Here is a 20,015-nt window from a genome sequence, read left to right as displayed (position 1 = left end):
AGTGTGGGAGGGGTAAGTTCCCTCCCCACACCTTTTCCCCGCGACCGTTTAGGCCTGGTAGCTGATGCGCCCATCCACCAAGGTGTAGCGCACGCTCGCCGGCAGGCTATGGCCGATGAACGGGCAGTTTTCGCCCTTGGACAGCCAGTGTTCCCCGGCGAGGGTAGAGCTGGCCGGATCAAACAGCACCAGATCCGCCGCCGCCCCCACCGCCAACTTGCCAGCCGGCAGACGCAACGCCTCGGCAGGGCCGCTGCTCAAGCGCGCCAGCAGCGTCGGCAGGTCCAGCAAGCCTTCTTCCACCAATGTCATCGCCAGTGGCAATAACAGCTCGACGCTGCTGATGCCAGGCTCGGTCGCACCGAAGGGCGCGAGCTTGGCATCGCGCTCGTGGGGTTGGTGATGGCTGGAAATCGCCGAAACCACGCCCGATTTCACCGCCGCGCGCAAACCTTCCCGGTCTGCCAAGGTGCGCAGGGGCGGCTGTACGTGGTACAGGCTGGAGAAGTCGATCAGCGCCTCGTCCGTCAGGATCAACTGATACAGCGCCACATCCGCCGTGACCGGCAGGCCGCGGGCCTGGGCCTGAGCGATCAGGGCCACGCCCCGGGCGCTGGTCAGCTGGCTGAAGTGCGCGCGCACGCCGCTTTGTTCCACCAGCAACAGGTCGCGGGCCAGGGCCACGGTTTCGGCGGTTTCCGGGATGCCCGGCAGCCCGAGGAAACTGGCCACGGCGCCTTCATGGGCCAGGCCGCCTTCGGCCAGGTCGCGGTCCTGGGAGTGGAAGATCACCGTCAGGTCGAAAGTGGCCGCGTACTCCAGTGCGCGGCACAGCGTGCGGGTGCTGCGGAAACTTTCCAGGCCGTTGCCGAACGCCACGCAACCGGCATCGCGCAGGGCGATCAGCTCCGCCAGTTGCTCGCCGTCCAGACCTTTGCTCAGGGCGCCGATGGGGAACACTTTGCAATTGCCGGCTTCGCGGGCGCGGTCGAGGATCAGTTCGGTCACCGCCGAGGTATCGAGGATCGGCTTGGTATGCGGCGGACAGCACAGGCTGGTCACGCCTCCGGCGGCGGCGGCGCGTGTTTCGCTGGCGATGCTGCCTTTGCGGCTGTAACCCGGCTCGCGCAGGGCGACGCTCAGGTCCACCAGACCTGGCGCGGCTACCAGGCCCTTGGCGTCGATGCGTTCGCTGGCGCTGAAACCGGCAGGCGCGGCGCCGATGGCGATGATCTTGCCGGCTTCCACATGAAGATCGGTGATTTGATCCAGGCCGCTGGCCGGATCGATGACTCGGGCGCCGAGAATGCTGAGCTTCACTGGGCGTTCTCCTGCTCGAATTGACGTTGCGCGGTTTGCCCGCTCATGGCCATGGACAAGACCGCCATGCGCACGGCGATGCCGTAGGTCACCTGGTTGAGAATTACAGACTGGTTGCCGTCGGCCACCGCCGATTCAATTTCCACCCCACGGTTGATCGGCCCCGGGTGCATCACGATGGCATCCGGCTTGGCGCCGGCCAGGCGTGTGGTGGTCAGGCCGAACAGGCGGTAGAACTCGCCTTCGCTCGGCAGCAGGCCACCGGCCATGCGCTCGCGCTGCAGGCGCAGCATGATCACCACGTCCACATCCTTGAGGCCTTCGGTCATATCGGTGTAGACCTTCACGCCGTACTGCTCGATACCGATGGGCAGCAGGGTTTTCGGTGCGATCACGCGAATATCCGGGCAGCCCAGGGTCTTCAGGGCCAGCATGTTCGAGCGCGCCACCCGCGAGTGCAGGATGTCGCCGACGATGGCCACCGAGAGGTTTTCAAAGCTGCCCTTGTGCCGGCGAATGGTGAGCATGTCGAGCATGCCCTGGGTCGGGTGGGCGTGGCGGCCGTCGCCGCCGTTGATGATCGCCACCTGCGGGCACACGTGCTCGGCGATGAAATGCGCGGCGCCGGAGTCGCCGTGGCGCACCACGAACATGTCGGCGGCCATGGCTTCCAGGTTGCGCAGGGTGTCGAGCAGGGTTTCGCCCTTGCTCGCCGACGAGGTGGAAACGTTCAGCGTAATCACGTCGGCCGACAGCCGCTGGGCCGCCAGTTCAAAGGTGGTGCGGGTGCGCGTGGAGTTCTCGAAGAACACGTTGCAGATGGTTTTGCCGCGCAGCAGCGGGACTTTCTTCACTGCCCGGCCGCCGACTTCGAGGAACGAGTCAGCGGTGTCGAGGATTTCGGTGAGCAGTTCGCGGGGCAAACCGTCGAGGGACAAGAAGTGTTGCAACTGACCCTGAGCATTGAGCTGCAGCGGGCGCTTGGCATCTAGAGGCGTCATCGCGGGGACTCTTTACAAGGCGGTTTAAGGGGCGAGGTCTTGCAGTTCGAGTTCGAGCGGCGTGGGACCGGACAATTTTACCCGCTGATGGGCTTGCAGCGACAGGGTGGCGCCGACCACATCGGGGCTGATCGGTAATTCGCCGGCGTCCAGGTCCAGCAGGCACACCAGGGTCACGCTGGCCGGGCGGCCGTAGTCGAACAGTTCATTCATGGCCGCGCGAATGGTGCGCCCGCTCATCAGTACGTCGTCGATCAGCACCAGGTGCTGGCCTTCGATTTCAAAGGGCAGGGCGGATGGGCGGACTTGCGGGTGCAGGCCGTTCTGGCTGAAGTCGTCGCGGTAGAAGGACACATCCAGCGTGCCGAGCGGCGACTCGCTGCCCAGTGCTTCGAGCAACGCCTGGGCGACCCATACGCCACCGGTGCGGATGCCGATAAAGCGCGGTTCGTTGATGCCGCGGTGTTCCAGGTGCGCCTTGAGGCGTATTGCCATCTGGCTGATCAGTTCGGCGGGATTGGGCAGGCTCATGGTGGCTCCTTCTAGGCCTTGCGCCTCGAGGTGGCGGCAGGGGTCGGGCTCAAACGTAAAAAGACGCGGCAAGCCGCGTCAGTCAGGATTCAAATAAAGCCGTGTTTTCATCCAGCCAACCCTGCAACAGCAGGGCGGCGGCGATGGCATCCACGGGGTTGTCGCGGTAGCTGCCCTTCTGCCCGCCACGGTCACGGCGTTCACCCTTGGCTTCGAAGGTGGTCAGGCGCTCGTCATGGGTATAGAAGGGGATGTTGTAGCGGCCATTGAGGCGGCGCGCGAACTTCTCGGCGCGCAGGCACATGTCGCTGGGCGTGCCGTCCATATTCAGGGGCAGGCCGACGACGACCGCGTCGGGTTTCCATTCCTTGATCAGGGCTTCGACCTGATTCCAGTCCGGGATGCCGTTCTGGGCCTTGAGGGTGCACAGCTCGCGGGCCTGGCCGGTGATAACCTGGCCGACCGCCACGCCGATCTGCTTGGTGCCGTAGTCAAAACCGAGGATCAAGCGCAAAGCCATCAGGCGTGCCCCGCCTGACTGGTCAGCAGGCTGAGGTTGACCCCAAGCTTTGCCGCCGCCGCGTCCAGGCGCAGTTCGCTGGCGGTGCTGAACAGAATGTCGGGGTCAAACGGGCAGGTCAGCCAGGCATTGCCGGCCAGCTCGGCTTCCAGTTGTCCGGCTTCCCAGCCGGCATAACCCAGGGTGATGACGCTTTGCTCGGGGCCCACGCCGTCGGCGATGGCGAACAACACGTCCTGGGAAGTGGACAGCGACACACCGTCCAGGTCCACCGTGGCCTGGAACGTTGGCCCGGTAGGGTGCAATACGAAGCCGCGATCGGTCTGTACCGGGCCGCCAATGTAGATCGGCACGCCCTGGCAACGTGCCGGCGGGTCAACTTCGGGGCGCAGTTGCTCGAGGATATCGGCCAGGTTCAGCTCCTGCGGGCGGTTCACGATCAGCCCCATGGCACCATTGGCCGTGTGCTCGACGATGTAGGTCAAGGTGTGCGCAAAGTTCGGGTCGGCCATGTGGGGCATGGCGATCAGGAATTGGTGCTTGAGGTAGGTCGGGCTGACATTTTTCATGCCCGCTAGTGTGGCGGCGCGGGGGCGAACTGACAAGCCAGGTTTGATCGCCGATCAGTTGCTGGAGAGTCGATCGCCCTTGGCGAATTTCCAGGTGCGGATGATTTCCAGGCGGTCCACATCATTCAAGTCCCCGGTGAACGGTGCAAACGGCGCCGCCAGGCGCACGATGCGCTGGGCGGCCTGGTCCAGCAGCGGCTGCCCGGAAGATTCCAGCACCTGCACTTCATACAGCGTGCCGTCGCGGTTGATCGACACCAATAGGCGCAGATTGCCGTAGATCTGCTGGCGGCGAGCTTCTTCGGGATAGTTAAGATTGCCGATGCGCTCGACTTTCTTGCGCCATTCGTCCTTATACCAGGCGCCTTTATCACGCATGGTCGAGGCCGCGTTCAGGCGGTAGATGCGCGGGCGCTTGGCGTACAGCTGTTGTTCGTTGGCCAGTTCGGCTTCCAGGCTGGAGATCTCGTCGGACAGTTGCGAGCTGTCGAACGTCGGCGCCGGTTTTACCGGCTCGGGCTGCGGCTCGGTCTTGGTCTTCTCGCGCTGGGTCGGGGCTTTCTGCGGCTTGGGCGCCACGGTGGTCACAGCGGCTTTTGGCGCGGCCTGCTTGACCTCCGGCTTGGGCGCCGGCGGCGGCGTGACTTTATTGACCTTGTTGTCCTGGAAGGGCGCCACTTCAGTGGTCTTGGGGACCGCTTTCTTGTCCAGCGTGCCGCTGCCTTGCTGATTATCCTGCGCGAGAAAGTCGGCCTTTTCAGGCTTCTTTTCGCTTTTGAAGGTGGCGAGGGTGATTTCCAGGGTCTTGGTGATCTGCTTGGGCTCGACCATGGTAAAGCCCACGCCGAGGATGACGGCCAGGTGAATCAACGCTGCCAGGAACAGGGTAAAACCGAGCCGATCAGCCGGGCGCACGCCGCTGTGGGAGAGTTCGGGGGGCAGCTCGGACGGGAGGGACATAAAAACCAACATCGCGTATTTCGAGGTTCGGCATGATAACGCAATGTTGGTTTTTAGCTTCATGCGACAAGTTACAAGCTGCAAGCTTTGGCGCGGTCAGCCTTGAACTTGCCGCTTGGAGCTTGTCACCTGCAGCTTCGCGTCTATCGCGGCCATCAACATTTCGCCGATGTTCGTGCCAAATGCGTTATCGATCTCGCGGATGCATGTCGGGCTGGTCACGTTGATTTCAGTGAGATGCTCGCCGATCACGTCCAGACCGACAAACAGCAGGCCTTTTTCCCGCAGCGTCGGGCCGACCTGCGCGGCGATCCAGCGGTCTTTGTCCGACAGCGGGCGTGCCTCACCGCGCCCGCCGGCGGCCAGATTGCCTCGGGTCTCACCGGCGGCCGGGATGCGCGCCAGGCAATAATCCACCGGTTCGCCGTCGATCATCAGGATGCGCTTGTCGCCGTCCTTGATTGCCGGCAGATAGGCCTGGCCCATGATTTGCTGGCTGCCCAGCACGGTCAGGGTTTCCAGGATCACCGACAGGTTGGGGTCGCCGGCGCGGTGGCGGAAGATCGAGGTGCCGCCCATGCCGTCCAACGGTTTAAGGATCACGTCACCGTGTTTGGCGGCGAATTCACGCAGCACATCGGCGCGGCGGCTGACCACGGTGGGCGGGGTGCATTGCGGGAAGAGGGTGGCGAACAGCTTTTCATTGCAGTCGCGCAGGCTCTGCGGCTTGTTGACGATCAATACGCCGTCGCGCTCAGCCTGCTCCAGCAGGTACGTGGAGTAGACGAACTCCATGTCGAACGGCGGGTCCTTGCGCATCAGGATCACGTCCAGATCGCTCAGGGGGCTGTCGATTTCATCCTGCAGTTCAAACCATTTTTCGGGGTTGGCGAACACTTGCAGCGGGCGCATGCGCGCACGGGCCTGGCCCTCGCCCTGGTACAGGTCGCGCTGCTCCATATAGAACAGGGTCCAGCCACGGGCCTGGGCGGCCAGGAGCATGGCCAGCGAGCTGTCCTTTTTATAGGAAATGCTGGCGATAGGGTCCATGACAATGCCGACGCGAACGCTCATGGGGGATTTCCTCTGGCAAATTGGGCGCATAAAAGTGGCGTCAGAGTGGCGCTGACGCTGTTGTGGGTCAAGGAAAAACCACCTGGCGGGTGCCTCGATAGATTGCTCCCCGAGACTGTGCTAAAAAGGCTGCCACGACGCAGCAGGCCGTGAATTCCAAGGCCCGCGGCGCTCATCCTGTGCAACATCAGGCAGTACACACCGAAAACCGATTCGCTGTGGCGATGGTAGAGCAGATATGGAACAGCATTCCAACGCCTTGAGGGTGATGGTGATCGACGATTCGAAGACGATCCGCCGTACCGCCGAGACGCTGTTGAAAAACGCGGGGTGCGACGTCATCACGGCCATCGACGGTTTCGATGCCCTGGCGCGGATTGTGGATCATCACCCGCACATTATCTTTGTCGACATCATGATGCCGCGCCTGGATGGCTATCAGACCTGCGCCCTGGTGAAGAACAACCCGGCGTTCAAGGCGATCCCGGTGATCATGCTGTCATCCAAGGACGGCCTGTTCGATAAAGCCAAGGGGCGCATCGTGGGGGTCGACCAGTTTTTGACCAAGCCTTTCAGCAAGGAAGAACTGCTGGGTGCGATCAAGGCCTACGTGCCGGGGTTCGCCGCAGTGGAACAAGCACACTGACGCCGCTTCACAACGCCGGCGCCGACCAATGTAGTGGGGAAAACCATGGCACGTGTTCTGATCGTCGACGATTCGCCGACCGAAATGTACAAACTCACCGGCATGCTGGAAAAGCACGGGCACGAAGTGCTCAAAGCCGAAAACGGCGCGGACGGCGTGGCCCTGGCCCGTCAGGAAAAACCCGACGCCGTGCTGATGGACATCGTAATGCCGGGCCTCAATGGCTTCCAGGCCACCCGCCAGCTGTCCAAGGAGCCGGAAACCAACGGTATCCCGATCATCATCATCACCACCAAGGACCAGGACACCGACAAGATCTGGGGCGCGCGCCAGGGTGCCAAGGATTACCTGACCAAGCCGGTGGACGAAGAAACCCTGATCGCCACCCTGAACAAGGTGCTGGCCGGCTGACGGCACGCCATCATGACCGAGTCGCAGACCGCCTTCGAGCTGTTGCTGGACATCGACCGCCGCTGTCGCCTGTTGGCCGCCGACCTGCCGTCCCAGGATGCCGGCTTGCAGCGCTGGAGCGGGATTGGCTTTCGGGTGGGCGCGCACTGGTTTGTGGCGCCGATGGGGGAAGTCGCCGAAGTCCTGCATGAGCCGCGCTGCACGTTAATGCCCGGAGTCAAGACCTGGGTGCGAGGCGTGGCGAATCTGCGTGGGCGGTTGTTGCCGGTGATGGACCTCGGCGGGTTCCTCGGCGAGGCGCTGTCCAAGGCGCGCAAGCAACGGCGGGTGCTGGTGGTGGAATTCAATGACCTGTTTGTCGGGTTGCTGGTGGACGAGGTGGTGGGCATGCAGCATTTCGCGCAAGACGCTTTATTGGCCAGCGCCCAGCCAGGCGCGCCGTTTATCCAGGGCCGATTTGACGGCGAGCCGCTCTGGCAGGTCTTCAGCCCCTTCGCCCTGGCCCAGGCGCCGGGCTTCATGGATGTCGCCGCATGACCACCGTGACCCCGCCCAAACCCCAGGCCGGCTCGCGCAGCCGCTCACAGATCATCGTGCTGTTTATCGCGCTGATCGTGTTCATCATGTTGTTGTTCGCCAACTTCGCCTACCTCAATACCCAATCCACTTACGACAAGCAGTACATCGGCCACGCCGGTGAATTGCGCGTGCTGTCCCAACGTATCGCCAAGAACGCCACCGAAGCCGCCGCCGGCAAGGCCGCCGCGTTCAAGCTGCTGGGCGAAGCGCGCAACGACTTTGCCCAGCGCTGGGGCTACCTGAAAAAAGGCGACCCGCAAACCGGCCTGCCCGCCGCCCCCAGCGCCGTGCGCGGCGAAATGCGCGCGGTGCAGACCGACTGGGAAGCCTTGCTGAAAAACACCGACGCGATCCTGGCCAGCGAACAAACGGTGCTGTCCCTGCACCAAGTGGCGGCGACCCTCGCCGAAACCGTGCCGCAATTGCAGATGGAATCGGAAAAAGTCGTCGATATCCTGCTTCAGCGCGGCGCGCCGGCCAGCCAGGTAGCCTTGGCCCAGCGCCAATCGTTGCTCGCCGAGCGCATCCTGGGCGCGGTCAATACCGTGCTTGCCGGCGACGAAACCGCCGTGCAGGCTGCCGATGCCTTCGGTCGCGATGCCAACCGCTTCGGCCAGGTGCTCAATGGCATGCTCAACGGCAACCCGGGGCTGCGCATCACTCAGGTCGAAGACCGCGATGCCCGCGCACGGCTGGCGGAAATCGCCGAGCTGTTCGAATTCGTTTCCGGCTCGGTGGATGAAATCCTGGAAACCTCGCCCCAGTTGTTTCAGGTGCGCGCCTCGGCGAGCAATATTTTCAACCTCTCCCAGACCCTGCTCGATGAAGCCTCGCGCCTTGCCAGCGGCTTTGAAAATCTGGCCGGCGGGCGCAGTTTCGACACCATCGGCGGCTACGTACTGGGCCTGCTGGCGTTGACCTCGATCATCCTGATCGGCTTGGTGATGGTGCGTGAGACCAACCGCCAGTTACACGAAACCGCCGAGAAAAACGAGCGCAATCAGAACGCGATCATGCGCCTGCTCGACGAAATCGAAGACCTCGCCGACGGCGACCTCACCGTGACCGCCTCGGTCACAGAGGATTTCACCGGCACCATCGCCGACTCCATCAACTATTCGGTGGACCAACTGCGCGATCTGGTGGCCACCATCAATCTCACCGCCGGGCAAGTGGCCGGTGCAGTGCAGGAAACCCAGGCCACCGCCATGCACCTGGCACAAGCGTCCGAGCACCAGGCCCAGCAGATCGCCGAAGCGTCCACCGCGATCAACCAGATGGCCCAGTCCATCGACCAGGTGTCGGCCAACGCCGCCGAATCCTCCGCGGTGGCCGAGCGCTCGGTGGAAATCGCCAACAAGGGCAACGAGGTGGTGCATAACACCATCCATGGCATGGACAACATTCGCGAGCAGATCCAGGACACCGCCAAGCGCATCAAACGCCTGGGCGAGTCCTCACAGGAGATCGGCGATATCGTCAGCCTGATCGACGACATTGCCGATCAAACCAACATCCTCGCCCTCAATGCGGCAATCCAGGCCAGCATGGCCGGCGACGCCGGGCGCGGGTTCGCCGTGGTGGCCGATGAAGTGCAACGCCTGGCCGAGCGTTCATCGGCGGCAACCCGGCAGATTGAAACCCTGGTGCGGGCGATCCAGGCCGATACCAACGAAGCCGTGATCTCCATGGAGCAGACCACCACCGAAGTGGTGCGCGGCGCGCGGTTGGCGCAGGACGCCGGGGTGGCGCTGGAAGAGATCGAGGGCGTGTCGAAAACCCTGGCGGCGTTGATCCAGAGCATCTCCAACGCGGCGCAGCAGCAGACCTCGTCGGCGGGGCAGATCTCCCTGACCATGAACGTGATCCAGCAGATCACCACGCAGACCTCGTCGGGTTCCACCGCTACCGCCGAAAGCATCGGCAACCTGGCGAAGATGGCGAGCCAGTTGCGCCGGTCGGTGTCGGGTTTCACCCTGCCGCCGCCCAAACAGGTCGACAGTTGACAGGTACAGGTTTCAAGAACACCAGCAATCCATGAATTCAAAGCGGAGCAGTTATGGTTGATCGGCACGACTACGTGGCCCTCGAATGGGTCAAGGACGACATTGCCGAGACCCTGCAACACGCCCGTTCGGCGCTGGACGCTTACGTCGAAACCGCCGACGGCGATGTGATCGACGAATGCCTGGCCGGCATCCACCAGGTGCACGGCGCGCTGCAGATGGTCGAGTTCTACGGCGCGGCGCTGCTGGCTGAGGAGATCGAGGCATTGGTGATGGCCCTGCGCGACGGGCAGGTCGGCCAGCGCGATGAGGGCATCCGCCTGCTGCAACAGGCCTTTGGCCAGTTGCCGCTGTACCTCGACCGCGTGCACAGCGCTCGCCGTGACTTGCCGCTGGTCGTCCTGCCGCTGCTCAACGACCTGCGCAGCGCCCGCGGTGAAAGCCTGCTGTCGGAAACCAGCCTGTTCAGCCCGCAACTGCTGTCGATTGCGCCGTTGCCCGACGAGGCCCTGGCCCGGCGCGCAGGGCCGGACCTTCACGAACACCTGCGCCAATGGCACCAACTGCTGCAACAGGCGCTGGCCGGGTTGCTGCGCGAAGATCACGGCCCGAGCAACCTGGAAGACATGGCGCGGGTGTTCGCGCGTCTGGAAGCGCTGTGCCAGGGCGCACCTCTGTTGCCATTGTGGCAAGTGGCCTCGGCGCTGGTCGAGGGCATGCTCACGGGCGTGATCGCCAACAGCCCGGCGCTGCGCAGCCTGCTCAAGGCCAGCGACAGGCAGCTCAAGCGCCTGCTGGCCCAGGGCATCGAGGGCATCAACCAGTCGGCGCCGGATGACCTGCTCAAGAGCCTGCTGTTCTACGTCGCCAAAGTCACCCGCCCGACGCCCCGCATGCAAAGCTTGAAAGAACGCTACGGCCTGGACGATGCCTTGCCCGACAGCGCCGTGGTGGATGCCGAGCGCGCGCGCATGGCCGGGCCGGATCGCAATGCGATGGGCTCGGTACTCGGTGCGTTGTGCGAGGAGCTGGTGCGGGTCAAGGAGCGCCTGGACCTGTTCGTGCGCAGCGACCGCCAGCACGCCAGCGACCTTGACGCGCTGCTGGCACCGTTGCGACAGATCGCCGATACGCTGGCGGTGCTCGGCTTCGGCCAGCCGCGCAAAGTGATCATCGACCAGCTCGCCGTGGTGCTGAGCCTGGCCCAAGGCCATCGCGAACCGGACGATGCGGTGCTGATGGATGTGGCCGGCGCGCTCCTTTACGTCGAAGCCACGCTGGCGGGCATGGCAGGCACCGTCGAGCCGGAGAGCCGCGAAGAAAGCCGCCTGCCCACCACCGACCTGACCCAGATTCACCAATTGGTGCTGCGCGAATCCTGCCAGTGCCTGCGCCAGGCCAAAGAATTGGTGATCGACTGCATCGAGGCCGACTGGGACCGCCAACGCCTGGAATCCCTGCCGGAACTGCTGAGCCAGGTGCGCGGCGCGCTGGCCATGATCCCTCTGCCCCGGGCGGCCAGCCTGATGCGCGGTTGCACCGATTACGTCGATGCGCAGTTGATGGTCGACGAACAACCGCCGAGCGAGACGCAATTGGCGCACTTCGCCGACGTAATCAGCAGCCTGGAGTATTACCTCGAACGCATGCTCCAGGACCCGGATGCCGCCGGCGAACGGGTGCTGGAATTGGCCACCCAGGGGCTGGCCGCGCTCGGCTACCTGCCGGCGGAAAAACCCTGGCGCCAAGCCCTGGCCGCGCCGGACGGTGCACTCTCTACCGAGGCTGCGCCCAGCCAATCCCAATTCGACGCATTGGCCAGCCCCACGTCGCGCCTCAACCCGCCGGCCTTGCAGCGCCCCGGCAGCCTGTTGCCGCCGCCGGCCGATGAAGCGCCGGTCGACGATGAGTTGCGCGAGGTGTTTCTCGAAGAGACCGACGAAGTCCTCGAGGTGCTGCACCGCTATCTGCCCAACAGCGCGGACAAAAACGCCCAAGGCGAGATGCGCCGCGCGTTTCACACCCTCAAAGGCAGCGGCCGCATGGTGCGCGCCCTGGTGCTGGCGGAACTGGCCTGGGCCGTGGAGAACCTGCTGAACCGCGTGCTCGAACGCAGCGTGACCCTGGGCCCGCAGGTGCAACAGGTGCTGGATGAAGCCGTGGCACTGTTGCCGGAATTGATCGCCGATTTTGCCCAGGGCGCCCAGCGCCAGCGCGATGAAGTCGACGCCCTGGCCGCCCGTGCCCATGGGTTGGCCAGTGGTGTCGCCGTGACGGCCGCCGAGCCCCATGACCCGCTGCTGCTGGAGATCTTTCGCAACGAAGCCCTGAGCCACCTCGACAGCCTCAACCGCTTCCTGGAACAGGCCGCCGAGCATGTGCCGCTGCAAGTCAGCGATGAACTGCAACGGGCCCTGCACACCCTCAAGGGCAGCGCCTACATGGCCGGCGTATCGCCCATCGCCGAACTGGCGCGGCCGCTGGATCACCTGACTCGCGAGTACAAGGCTCACCGCCTGCCGCTGGACCTGGATGAAGTGGAGCTGCTGCTGGAAGCCGAAGGCCTGTTCCAGCGAGGGTTGCGTCAGTTGGACAGCGACCCCCTTGCACCGATCTCGGGCGCGGCGGACCTGATTGCACGTACCCAACAGCTGCTCGAGCGTCAGCTCCAGGCGTTGCTCGACGCGCCCAGCAGTGGCCTGCGCATCAAGCGCAACCCGCACCTGATCGCCGATTTCCTGGCCCAGGGCATGGACATCCTGCTCGATGCCGAAAGCCTGCTGCGCCGCTGGCAGCAACATCCCGGCGAGCGCCAGGAACTCACCGCGCTGCTGGATGAGCTGACCACCCTCGGCGAAGGCGCGCATCACGCCGACCTGCATGCCATCGACGAGCTTTGCGAAGCCTTGCTCGACCTGTACGGCGCCGTGGAAGAAAGCAGCCTGGCGGTCAGCGAGCGGTTTTTCCAGGAGGCCGAACAGGCCCATGAAGCGCTGATCAACATGCTCGACCAACTCGCCGCCGGCCAGGAGATCAGCCCCGCGCCGGCTCGTGTACAGGCCTTGCGCGAGCTGTTGGATGAAGCCCTCGACCCCTCGGCCACCGGCCTGATCACACGCCAGGGCGACCGCGCGCCGAACATTGCCGAACTGGGCGCGGCTACGCGACAGTTGGAACACGCCACCACCGTGGACGATGAGATCGTCGAGATTTTCCTGGAAGAAGCGGTCGATATCCTCGACAGTGCCGGGCAATCCCTCAAGCGCTGGTTGCTGGAGCCCGAGAGCATGGCGCCGTTGTCGTCGTTGCAGCGCGACCTGCACACCCTCAAGGGCGGCGCGCGCATGGCCGAGATCGCGCCGGTAGCCGACCTGGCCCATGAACTGGAAGGCCTTTACGAAGGCCTGGTCGACCGTCGCTACAACTACTCCAACGAACTGTCCCAGGTGTTGATGGCCAGCCATGAACGGCTGGCGCTGCAGCTGGAAGAGCTGCACCAGCATCAGGCCCTGAGCGACAGCACGGAGCTGGTGGCCAAAATCCGGGCGCTGCGCCACAACGGCGCCCCGGCAGCCGCCACGCCGGCGAGCGACGCGTCGAGTGCCGACCCTGAGTTGCTGGAGATCTTTCTCGAAGAAGCCGCCGACATCCTCGACAGCTCCGGCGCCGCGCTGCTGCGCTGGCAGGCCGAGCCGAGCAATCGCCAGGAGGTCGAAACCCTGCTGCGCGACCTGCACACCCTCAAGGGTGGCGCGCGCATGGTCGAGATCGGTCCGATTGGCGACCTGGCCCATGAACTGGAGTTTCTCTACGAAGGGCTGTCCGCCGGCCAACTGGTTGCAAGCCCGGAGCTGTTCGCGCTGCTGCAAGGTTGTCACGATCGCCTGGCACAGATGATCGACGCGGTGGCCGACGGCTTGCCGGTGGGCTCGGTGGACAAACTGATCGAGCGCATCAAGAGCCTGGTGCACCCCAGCGACGAGCCGCTGGTGCCGGTGGCGTTGCCGACGGGCAAGGCCGAGGCGGCGGTGGACCCGGCCGCCGATACGGTAAAAATCTCGGCGGATCTGCTTGATGACCTGGTCAATCTGGCCGGCGAAACCTCGATCTTCCGAGGGCGGATCGAGCAGCAGGTCAACGATGCCAGCGTCGCCCTCAACGAGGTGGAAACCACCATTGAGCGCATGCGCGATCAGTTGCGCCGCCTGGACACCGAAACCCAGGGCCGCATTCTCAGTCGCCAGCAAGTCGAGGCCGAGCGCCTGGGCTACGAAGAATTCGACCCGCTGGAAATGGACCGTCATTCGCAACTGCAGCAATTGTCCCGCGCGCTGTTCGAGTCGGCCTCGGACCTGCTGGACCTCAAGGAAACCCTGGAACGGCGTAACCAGGACGCGCACAACCTGTTGCAGCAGCAGGCGCGCATCAACACCGAGTTGCAGGAAGGCCTGATGCGTACCCGCATGGTGCCGTTCGAACGCATGCTGCCACGGCTCAAACGTATCGTGCGGCAGGTGGCGAGTGAGCTGGGCAAGGATGTCGAGTTCATCGTCGGCAATGCCGAGGGCGAAATGGACCGCAACGTGCTGGAGCGCATGGTAGCGCCGTTGGAGCATATGTTGCGCAACGCCGTCGACCACGGCCTGGAGTCCCGGGAGGTGCGCCTGGCCGCCGGCAAGCCGGAAAAGGGCCGCATCACCCTCGACCTGACTCATGAAGGCGGCGATATCGTCTTCGACATGCGCGACGACGGTGCCGGCGTGCCGCTGGACGCGGTGCGGCGCAAGGCGATCAAGCGCGGCCTGCTCAGTCCTCAGCAAGAGATCAGCGACCGTGACGTGCTGCAGTTCATCCTGCAACCGGGCTTCTCCACTGCGGAAAAAATCACCCAGATTTCCGGGCGCGGCGTGGGCATGGACGTGGTGCATGAAGAAGTGCGCCAGCTCGGCGGTTCGATGGTGATCGACTCGACGCCGGGGCAGGGCGTGCATTTCCGCATCCGCCTGCCTTTCACCGTGTCGGTCAATCGTGCGTTGATGGTGCAGTGCGCGGACGAGCAGTACGCGATCCCGCTCAACACCATTGAGGGCCTGGTGCGTGTGCTGCCCCATGAACTGGCGGGCCACTATCAGCAGGACCCGCCGTGCTACGAGTATGCTGGCCAGCGCTATGAGCTGTTCTACTTGGGCGACCTGCTGCACACCGTCGCGCGCCCGAAACTGCTGGGCCAGTACCAGCCCGTGCCGGTGCTGCTGGTGCAGTGCAATGAGCGGCATGTGGCGGTGCATGTGGACGCCATGGCCGGCACGCGTGAGATTGTGGTCAAGGGCTTGGGCCCGCAATTTGCCGGGGTAAAAGGCGTCTCGGGGGCGACCATTCTCGGAGACGGTCGCGTGGTGCTGATCATCGACCTGCTGGCCCATATCCGCGCCCGGCCAGCGGCATTGCCGGCCCAGGCGAGCCACGCGCCGCTGATCCTCAACGATCCCCTGAAAAAGCGCCCGCTGCTGGTGTTGGTGGTCGACGACTCGGTGACGGTGCGCAAAGTTACCAGCCGCCTGCTGGAGCGCAACGGCATGAACGTACTCACCGCCAAGGACGGCATTGACGCCCTGGCCGTGCTTGAGGAACACACCCCGGACCTGATGTTGCTGGACATAGAAATGCCGCGCATGGACGGCTTTGAAGTTGCGATTCAGGTGCGTAACGACCCGCGGCTGATGCGCCTGCCGATCATCATGATCACCTCTCGCACCGGCCAGAAACACCGCGACCGCGCCATGGCCATCGGCGTCAACGATTACCTGGGCAAGCCGTACCAGGAGTCGGTGCTGCTCGAAAGCATCGCTTACTGGAGCAAGTCCCATGCTTGACCATCGCGCCAGCCAGGTCACCGGCCTGCTTCTGCCCCTGGCTGACCGGCACCTGATACTGCCCAACGTGGCCGTGGCCGAGCTGATCGATTTTCAGCGCGGCGAACCGGCCAGTGATGCGCCGCCGTGGTATTTGCGGCAAGTCACCTGGCGTGACCGGCAAATCCCCCTGATCAGCTTTGAAGCCGCCTGCGGCGAAGCTATTGTCGTCGGCGAACGCTCGCGCATCGTGGTGCTGAACGCACTGGGTGGGCGGCCGACCTTGAAGTTCGTCGCACTGGTGATCCAGGGGATTCCGCGGTCGTACAAGCTCGACAGCGAGCTGAGCTATGTGGACGTGCCGCTCAGCCCGCTGGAGCTGGCAGCGGTGCAGGTGGGCGAGCATGTGGCGAAGGTGCCGGATTTGATGGGGCTGGAAGCCTTGCTGGTCGAGTCAGGCCTGGCCTGAGCTGCGCATTTTCTGAGAAATGAAAGGCGTCCTATGATGAGGGGCCTTTTCCGGTTCAGGGACGCTGCAGCCGATGAAAATCAGCAATCAGCATACCCGCCAGATACACCATCAAAATCACCACGCCCGCGTCCAATAAACGCCAGACTTTTGCCGAACGGAATAGCCCCGTCAACCTCTGGCATCCCAACGCCAAAACCACAAACCACACCAGCGACGCAGTCATTGCTCCGACGGCAAAGAACGCTTGTTGGCTGACGGGCTTTACCGCGCCAATAGAGCCAATTAGCACCACGGTATCCAGCCAAGCATACGGATTGGCAAATCCAAGTATCACCGCTGTGCGCAGCAATCCCCGTTGTGAGGTGAGGTTGCTTCGAGTGTCCGGCATCGACTGGTTACGCAGACAAGCCAATAACCGCTGCCAGCCGAACCACAATAGGTAGGCCGCTCCCGACAGCAGCAGAAACGCCACTAAACCTGGCTTTGTGCCAAGTAACGAGCCCAAGCCCATGACCCCAAGAGCGATGAGGATGATGTCGGCGAACACGCATACCGCCACCACCCCCCAGACAGGGCTGCGACTGACACCCTGGCGAATAACCAGGGTGTCCTTCGGTCCAGGAGCGGCGAACAGTCCGATGCCCAGTAACAGGCCTTCGAGATAAAAAGCGTTGAAGTCTGGAGTCATGAAGCGCTCAGCCGCCTGTGTATCAGATCAATTGAAGGGGGTGATTACCGAAGCTGGTATGGCGCGTGTTGGCGGCGTTTTTCAAGTCGATCGGCTGGTGGCGGAAAAAGCTTGTCAGTTCCTGCTCCGAATCAGGGTTGACGAAGTAAATGAGAGAGCTGCGCGGCATTGGTCTCCGAGGCGTCAGAACCGCGTGGTACGCAGCGGGAATCGCACAATCCGAGAGCTCGGTCAGTAACGATCCGGCCAAGATTGCTACCTCGTTCTCCAAGAGGCGCACCGGCTCCAGCGAGCTGCCTCGAACCAGAACGAGGCCATCACGAGTAGGCTTGATAAATGACAACAGATGACCATCCTCGTGAGGATCCTGAGCAAACTGGCGCTGACCCGACCCGGAATTAGCTCCATAGACACACAGTTGCAGATAGGACGCTGCACGCAAAGAGTTCAACGAAGTGGCTCCAAACTCCGCGCAAATTCCGTCCATCAATCCCTGGGCAAGCTCGCTGATCTGTTGTTCAAAAGCTGTGACGGCGGCAAAAAAATCACTTCGTGTGAATTCAAAGGCTCTTCGTTTTAATGAATGTGCAGGCCAGTAACAAAATCGCTCACATAGGTCTGGCTGCTCCTCAAGGCTCGAGTACTCAGCGCCAAAGGGGAAAAATCCATCGGTGCCTTTTTCGAAGGAAAACGAGGCTTTGGTGGCTGGTGATATTGCGGGGTATCCATCAACGATTTTTTTGTAATCCAGCAGCATCGCTTCTGATATTTGCAGGGTGCCGAAGCCTGTTTGAGCAATGGATTCACAGCACGCTTTAATGTGGTTCATGGCTATATCCAAAGGTAGATGTAAAGGAATGCAACAAACACTAGGTTCGCAAGCATGCGAGAAACTACGACACTGGATATGACCGGCTAAAAGGGTGCCATCCATGTCCTTCACAACATCGCCAGCAGGTGGCGAGTGTGCATGGTTCAAGACACGGGGCGGCGGACAGGTTGTCTTTTTTGGCGGACAAAGAAATGACGTTCACCTAAAAACGGGAACCGTACACTTCGTATGAATATAAGAACGCGAGATACCCTCAGGTCATTGGTTGCACGGCGCAGCCGCGAATTGGGCAAGCCGCTGACTGCGCTGGCCAAGGAAGCAGGAATTTCCAGGACTTACCTGTACGGTCTAGCGGCTGGAGCGTCCAGGGACCCATCGGTACGCACGCTGATCAAGCTGGCGAAGGCATTGCAGGTTTCTCCCTTGCTGTTGTTTCGCTACTTCGCTGACCTGACAGGCGCGCCCGCTAATGCGTGCTCAATGGCTACCACCAATCGGGCTGCAGGTATTGATGATCCGGAGGACGTTGCGGTGTTCAATGCCGATGTCACGACGCCTGATCAAGCCGTCGTGTTGCCGGGGGAAGTTTTTCAGAAAACCTGGGAGATTCAGAACCTGGGCACACGACCTTGGCGAGGGCGACGACTGGTGCGTGTTGATAGGGAATATGTGATTGCCCGCCGCGCAGATCCACAAGGCCAGTTGGAGGTTGTGATGGATATTCATTTGCGTAGCCTGCACAGCGAGCTCCCTATTGCCGATACGCTGCCGGGCCAGCCGGTGCATATCAGTGTGGAGTTTGCAGCACCCAAAGAGACCTGCACGGTGGCTTCAGTCTGGAGAATCGAGGATGAGCAGGGGAAACCCTGTTACGGGCCTGCGTTCATTTTGCATGTAGTGGTTAACGTCATGGCGCGTTGAGCGTCCGGTTGGCTTTTTCCTTAGTCAATCCGCGCAAACCGCTCAATCATCGGCTGCTCCCGATGCTCGGCCTGCCACAAGTCGTGGGCACTTTGCATCGACAACCATAACTGCGCAGTACTCACGCCGGCTCGCTCCAACCTGACGGCAAGGTCTGGGCTGACGGGGGCGTGGCCATGCAAGATCCTTGAAAAAGTCTCGCGGGCGAAGCCATGGCGTCTGGCAATTCGGTGATGGTAATACCGAGGGCCGGGACTACATCCTCAAGCAGAATTTCGCCTGGGTGAGGTGGGTTGTGCATGGCTATATGGGGCTTAGTGTTCGGACTCATCATGTTTGCCCTTGGTGGGATTTGGACGAAAAAGGCTAGAGAGGCGAGTCCCGAGCAACAACCTGAAATCCTTGTCGGAATATTCTGTGTGGCGAGCGGGCTTGCCCTAATGCCGTTCAGTTAAGCGAAAGTGATTCACTGTAGGAGCGAGCTTGCTCGCGAAAAACGCCCAGGCAACGCGTTCATTCTCGATAAGCGCGGTGGCCCTGAGTTCTTCGCGAGCAAGCTCGCTCCTACAAAAAGCCTTAACTGAACGGCATTAGGGCTTGCCCCGCGTTGGGCTGCGCAGCAGCCCCAAAACCTGCCAACTCGGTTTACCTGAAGCAACGCATTTATCTTGCTGGGGCTGTTGCGCAGCCCAACGCGGGCGGTGCGACGATTCGACAAGCCCGCTCGCCACAGAAAGCGCTTTGCGCTTGCGAGGTGTGACCAGCCTTCGGATTTTTCCTGCAAGATTTTGGGCCGTGCATGAACTTGTCGCGTGCAGCCCGCGCGCCTAGTCTTCGACCCTTCATCGCAAAAAACGGTGACACGGACGTGCAAGTCCGGTTACATGTCGGCGCACCAACGCCCATAGCCATTCAGCGGGCGTTTTTTATGCCTGCTGTATTTGTTATGGCGGCTGTGCGTGGGAGACCTTTCGGGGTCTGCCGGGGTCCGATATGCCCGGTCTTGCACACCTGCGCACAGCTGCCACCTTAATTCGCGTGCAAGCGGAAAAGGGCAGTCTCCATCACATATCGGAGTTGTAAATCATGGTCAAACCTACACCCAATCCACCCACAAGCCTCTTCACGGTAAACCCCCACCAAAACACCGAAACCCTGCTGGTCAACGCCAGCGAAACGCTGTCCTCCCTCAACGCATTGACCTGCAACCTGGCCTTCGACCTGGACACTTCCCTGCGCGCCATCATGCTCGGGATCCAGCAAATGGCCGAGTTGGGGCAGTTGTTAGTGGATAGAGCACTGGAACAGGTAAGCCCTTCGCCGGAAAAGGTTCCAAACAGGGGCTGATCATTTCCTTTTGGGATCGCTATCTAACAGACACCACTGAGCAAATGTGGGAGGGGCGGTGCGACGATTCCACTTGCTCCCGATGGCGGTGTATCAGCCTCAGTAACTGTTACTGAACCATCACTATCGGGGTAAGCCCCTCCCACAATCTGTAGAGCTCAATCATCGGCTGCTCCCGATGCTCGGCCTGCCACAAGTCGTAGGCGCTTTACATCGACGGCCATAGCCGTGCGGTAGCCACGCCGGCCCCAAAAAGTCTTACTTTGCTCCTAACCGATGTAAGACG

17 protein-coding genes and 1 pseudogene are annotated in these 20,015 nt (G+C 62.4%); 8 read left to right on the top strand and 10 right to left on the bottom strand.

Going from position 1 to position 20,015, the window contains the following annotated elements; all coding sequences use genetic code 11:
- Nucleotides 1–48 precede the first annotated feature (48 nt).
- From PSH94_RS24160 to gshB, 7 genes are all read right to left on the bottom strand, one after another.
- Entirely contained in the window at nucleotides 49–1,320 is a 1,272-nt protein-coding gene (locus PSH94_RS24160; RefSeq protein WP_285428527.1) for a dihydroorotase, read from the bottom strand.
- Nucleotides 1,317–2,321 carry an aspartate carbamoyltransferase catalytic subunit gene (locus PSH94_RS24155; RefSeq protein WP_181076535.1) on the bottom strand — a complete coding sequence of 335 codons (1,005 nt, stop codon included), beginning with the start codon at nucleotides 2,319–2,321 and terminating at the stop codon, nucleotides 1,317–1,319. Before PSH94_RS24155 ends, PSH94_RS24160 begins: the two co-directional genes overlap by 4 nt.
- Before the next feature lie 24 nt (nucleotides 2,322–2,345).
- A complete protein-coding gene (gene pyrR / locus PSH94_RS24150; protein WP_181076537.1) occupies nucleotides 2,346–2,852 on the bottom strand; it encodes a bifunctional pyr operon transcriptional regulator/uracil phosphoribosyltransferase PyrR in 507 nt (168 codons plus the stop codon).
- An 82-nt stretch (nucleotides 2,853–2,934) separates the two neighbouring features.
- A complete protein-coding gene (ruvX, locus tag PSH94_RS24145) occupies nucleotides 2,935–3,372 on the bottom strand; it encodes a Holliday junction resolvase RuvX (RefSeq protein WP_003176676.1) in 438 nt (145 codons plus the stop codon).
- Entirely contained in the window at nucleotides 3,372–3,941 is a 570-nt protein-coding gene (locus tag PSH94_RS24140; protein WP_181076539.1) for a YqgE/AlgH family protein, read from the bottom strand. The genes ruvX and PSH94_RS24140 overlap by 1 nt, the downstream gene beginning before the upstream one ends.
- A gap of 54 nt (nucleotides 3,942–3,995) precedes the next feature.
- The gene (locus tag PSH94_RS24135) at nucleotides 3,996–4,901 is read right to left on the bottom strand and encodes an energy transducer TonB (protein ID WP_181076540.1); all 906 of its coding nucleotides are present in this window, start codon (nucleotides 4,899–4,901) and stop codon (nucleotides 3,996–3,998) included.
- A gap of 96 nt (nucleotides 4,902–4,997) precedes the next feature.
- The gene (gshB, locus tag PSH94_RS24130) at nucleotides 4,998–5,975 is read right to left on the bottom strand and encodes a glutathione synthase (protein ID WP_253509703.1); all 978 of its coding nucleotides are present in this window, start codon (nucleotides 5,973–5,975) and stop codon (nucleotides 4,998–5,000) included.
- Between the two features lie 238 nt (nucleotides 5,976–6,213).
- Between gshB and pilG the strand changes: the two genes are divergently transcribed.
- From pilG to PSH94_RS24100, 6 genes are read left to right on the top strand one after another with little or no spacing between them, the layout of a single operon-like run.
- A complete protein-coding gene (pilG, locus tag PSH94_RS24125; RefSeq protein ID WP_181076543.1) occupies nucleotides 6,214–6,621 on the top strand; it encodes a twitching motility response regulator PilG in 408 nt (135 codons plus the stop codon).
- 45 nt (nucleotides 6,622–6,666) lie between these two features.
- Nucleotides 6,667–7,032: a twitching motility response regulator PilH gene (gene pilH / locus PSH94_RS24120; RefSeq protein ID WP_181076545.1), complete on the top strand. Its 366-nt coding sequence runs from the start codon at nucleotides 6,667–6,669 to the stop codon at nucleotides 7,030–7,032.
- 12 nt (nucleotides 7,033–7,044) lie between these two features.
- Nucleotides 7,045–7,569, top strand: coding sequence for a chemotaxis protein CheW (locus PSH94_RS24115; RefSeq protein WP_181076547.1), 525 nt, complete (start codon nucleotides 7,045–7,047; stop codon nucleotides 7,567–7,569).
- Entirely contained in the window at nucleotides 7,566–9,617 is a 2,052-nt protein-coding gene (locus PSH94_RS24110) for a methyl-accepting chemotaxis protein (RefSeq protein WP_181076548.1), read from the top strand. The genes PSH94_RS24115 and PSH94_RS24110 overlap by 4 nt, the downstream gene beginning before the upstream one ends.
- Before the next feature lie 53 nt (nucleotides 9,618–9,670).
- Nucleotides 9,671–15,490, top strand: a complete 5,820-nt coding sequence (locus PSH94_RS24105; RefSeq protein ID WP_305435929.1) for an Hpt domain-containing protein — start codon at nucleotides 9,671–9,673, stop codon at nucleotides 15,488–15,490.
- Complete coding sequence (locus tag PSH94_RS24100; protein WP_181076551.1) at nucleotides 15,483–15,938, top strand: chemotaxis protein CheW; 456 nt, start codon at nucleotides 15,483–15,485, stop codon at nucleotides 15,936–15,938. The genes PSH94_RS24105 and PSH94_RS24100 overlap by 8 nt, the downstream gene beginning before the upstream one ends.
- Before the next feature lie 55 nt (nucleotides 15,939–15,993).
- Here PSH94_RS24100 and PSH94_RS24095 read toward each other — a convergent pair whose 3' ends face one another.
- Entirely contained in the window at nucleotides 15,994–16,629 is a 636-nt protein-coding gene (locus tag PSH94_RS24095) for a LysE/ArgO family amino acid transporter (protein WP_181076553.1), read from the bottom strand.
- A 22-nt stretch (nucleotides 16,630–16,651) separates the two neighbouring features.
- Entirely contained in the window at nucleotides 16,652–17,458 is an 807-nt protein-coding gene (locus PSH94_RS24090; RefSeq protein WP_305435928.1) for a 2OG-Fe(II) oxygenase, read from the bottom strand.
- 288 nt (nucleotides 17,459–17,746) lie between these two features.
- On the opposite strand from PSH94_RS24090, the gene PSH94_RS24085 reads away from it, so the two are divergent.
- A complete protein-coding gene (locus tag PSH94_RS24085) occupies nucleotides 17,747–18,382 on the top strand; it encodes an NBR1-Ig-like domain-containing protein (protein WP_253509699.1) in 636 nt (211 codons plus the stop codon).
- Nucleotides 18,383–18,402: 20 nt separating this feature from the next.
- On the opposite strand, the pseudogene PSH94_RS24080 reads toward PSH94_RS24085, so the two are convergent.
- A pseudogene (locus tag PSH94_RS24080) lies at nucleotides 18,403–18,689 on the bottom strand (HigA family addiction module antitoxin).
- 779 nt (nucleotides 18,690–19,468) lie between these two features.
- On the opposite strand from PSH94_RS24080, the gene PSH94_RS24075 reads away from it, so the two are divergent.
- The gene (locus PSH94_RS24075) at nucleotides 19,469–19,729 is read left to right on the top strand and encodes a DUF6124 family protein (protein ID WP_305435927.1); all 261 of its coding nucleotides are present in this window, start codon (nucleotides 19,469–19,471) and stop codon (nucleotides 19,727–19,729) included.
- Nucleotides 19,730–20,015 lie beyond the last annotated feature (286 nt).

It is taken from the genome of Pseudomonas sp. FP2254, assembly GCF_030687695.1.
In the GTDB taxonomy this organism is placed as follows: domain Bacteria; phylum Pseudomonadota; class Gammaproteobacteria; order Pseudomonadales; family Pseudomonadaceae; genus Aquipseudomonas; species Aquipseudomonas quebecensis.
The sequence above is the reverse complement of the archived record's forward strand: the minus strand, read 5'-3'. Positions and strand labels throughout refer to the sequence as shown.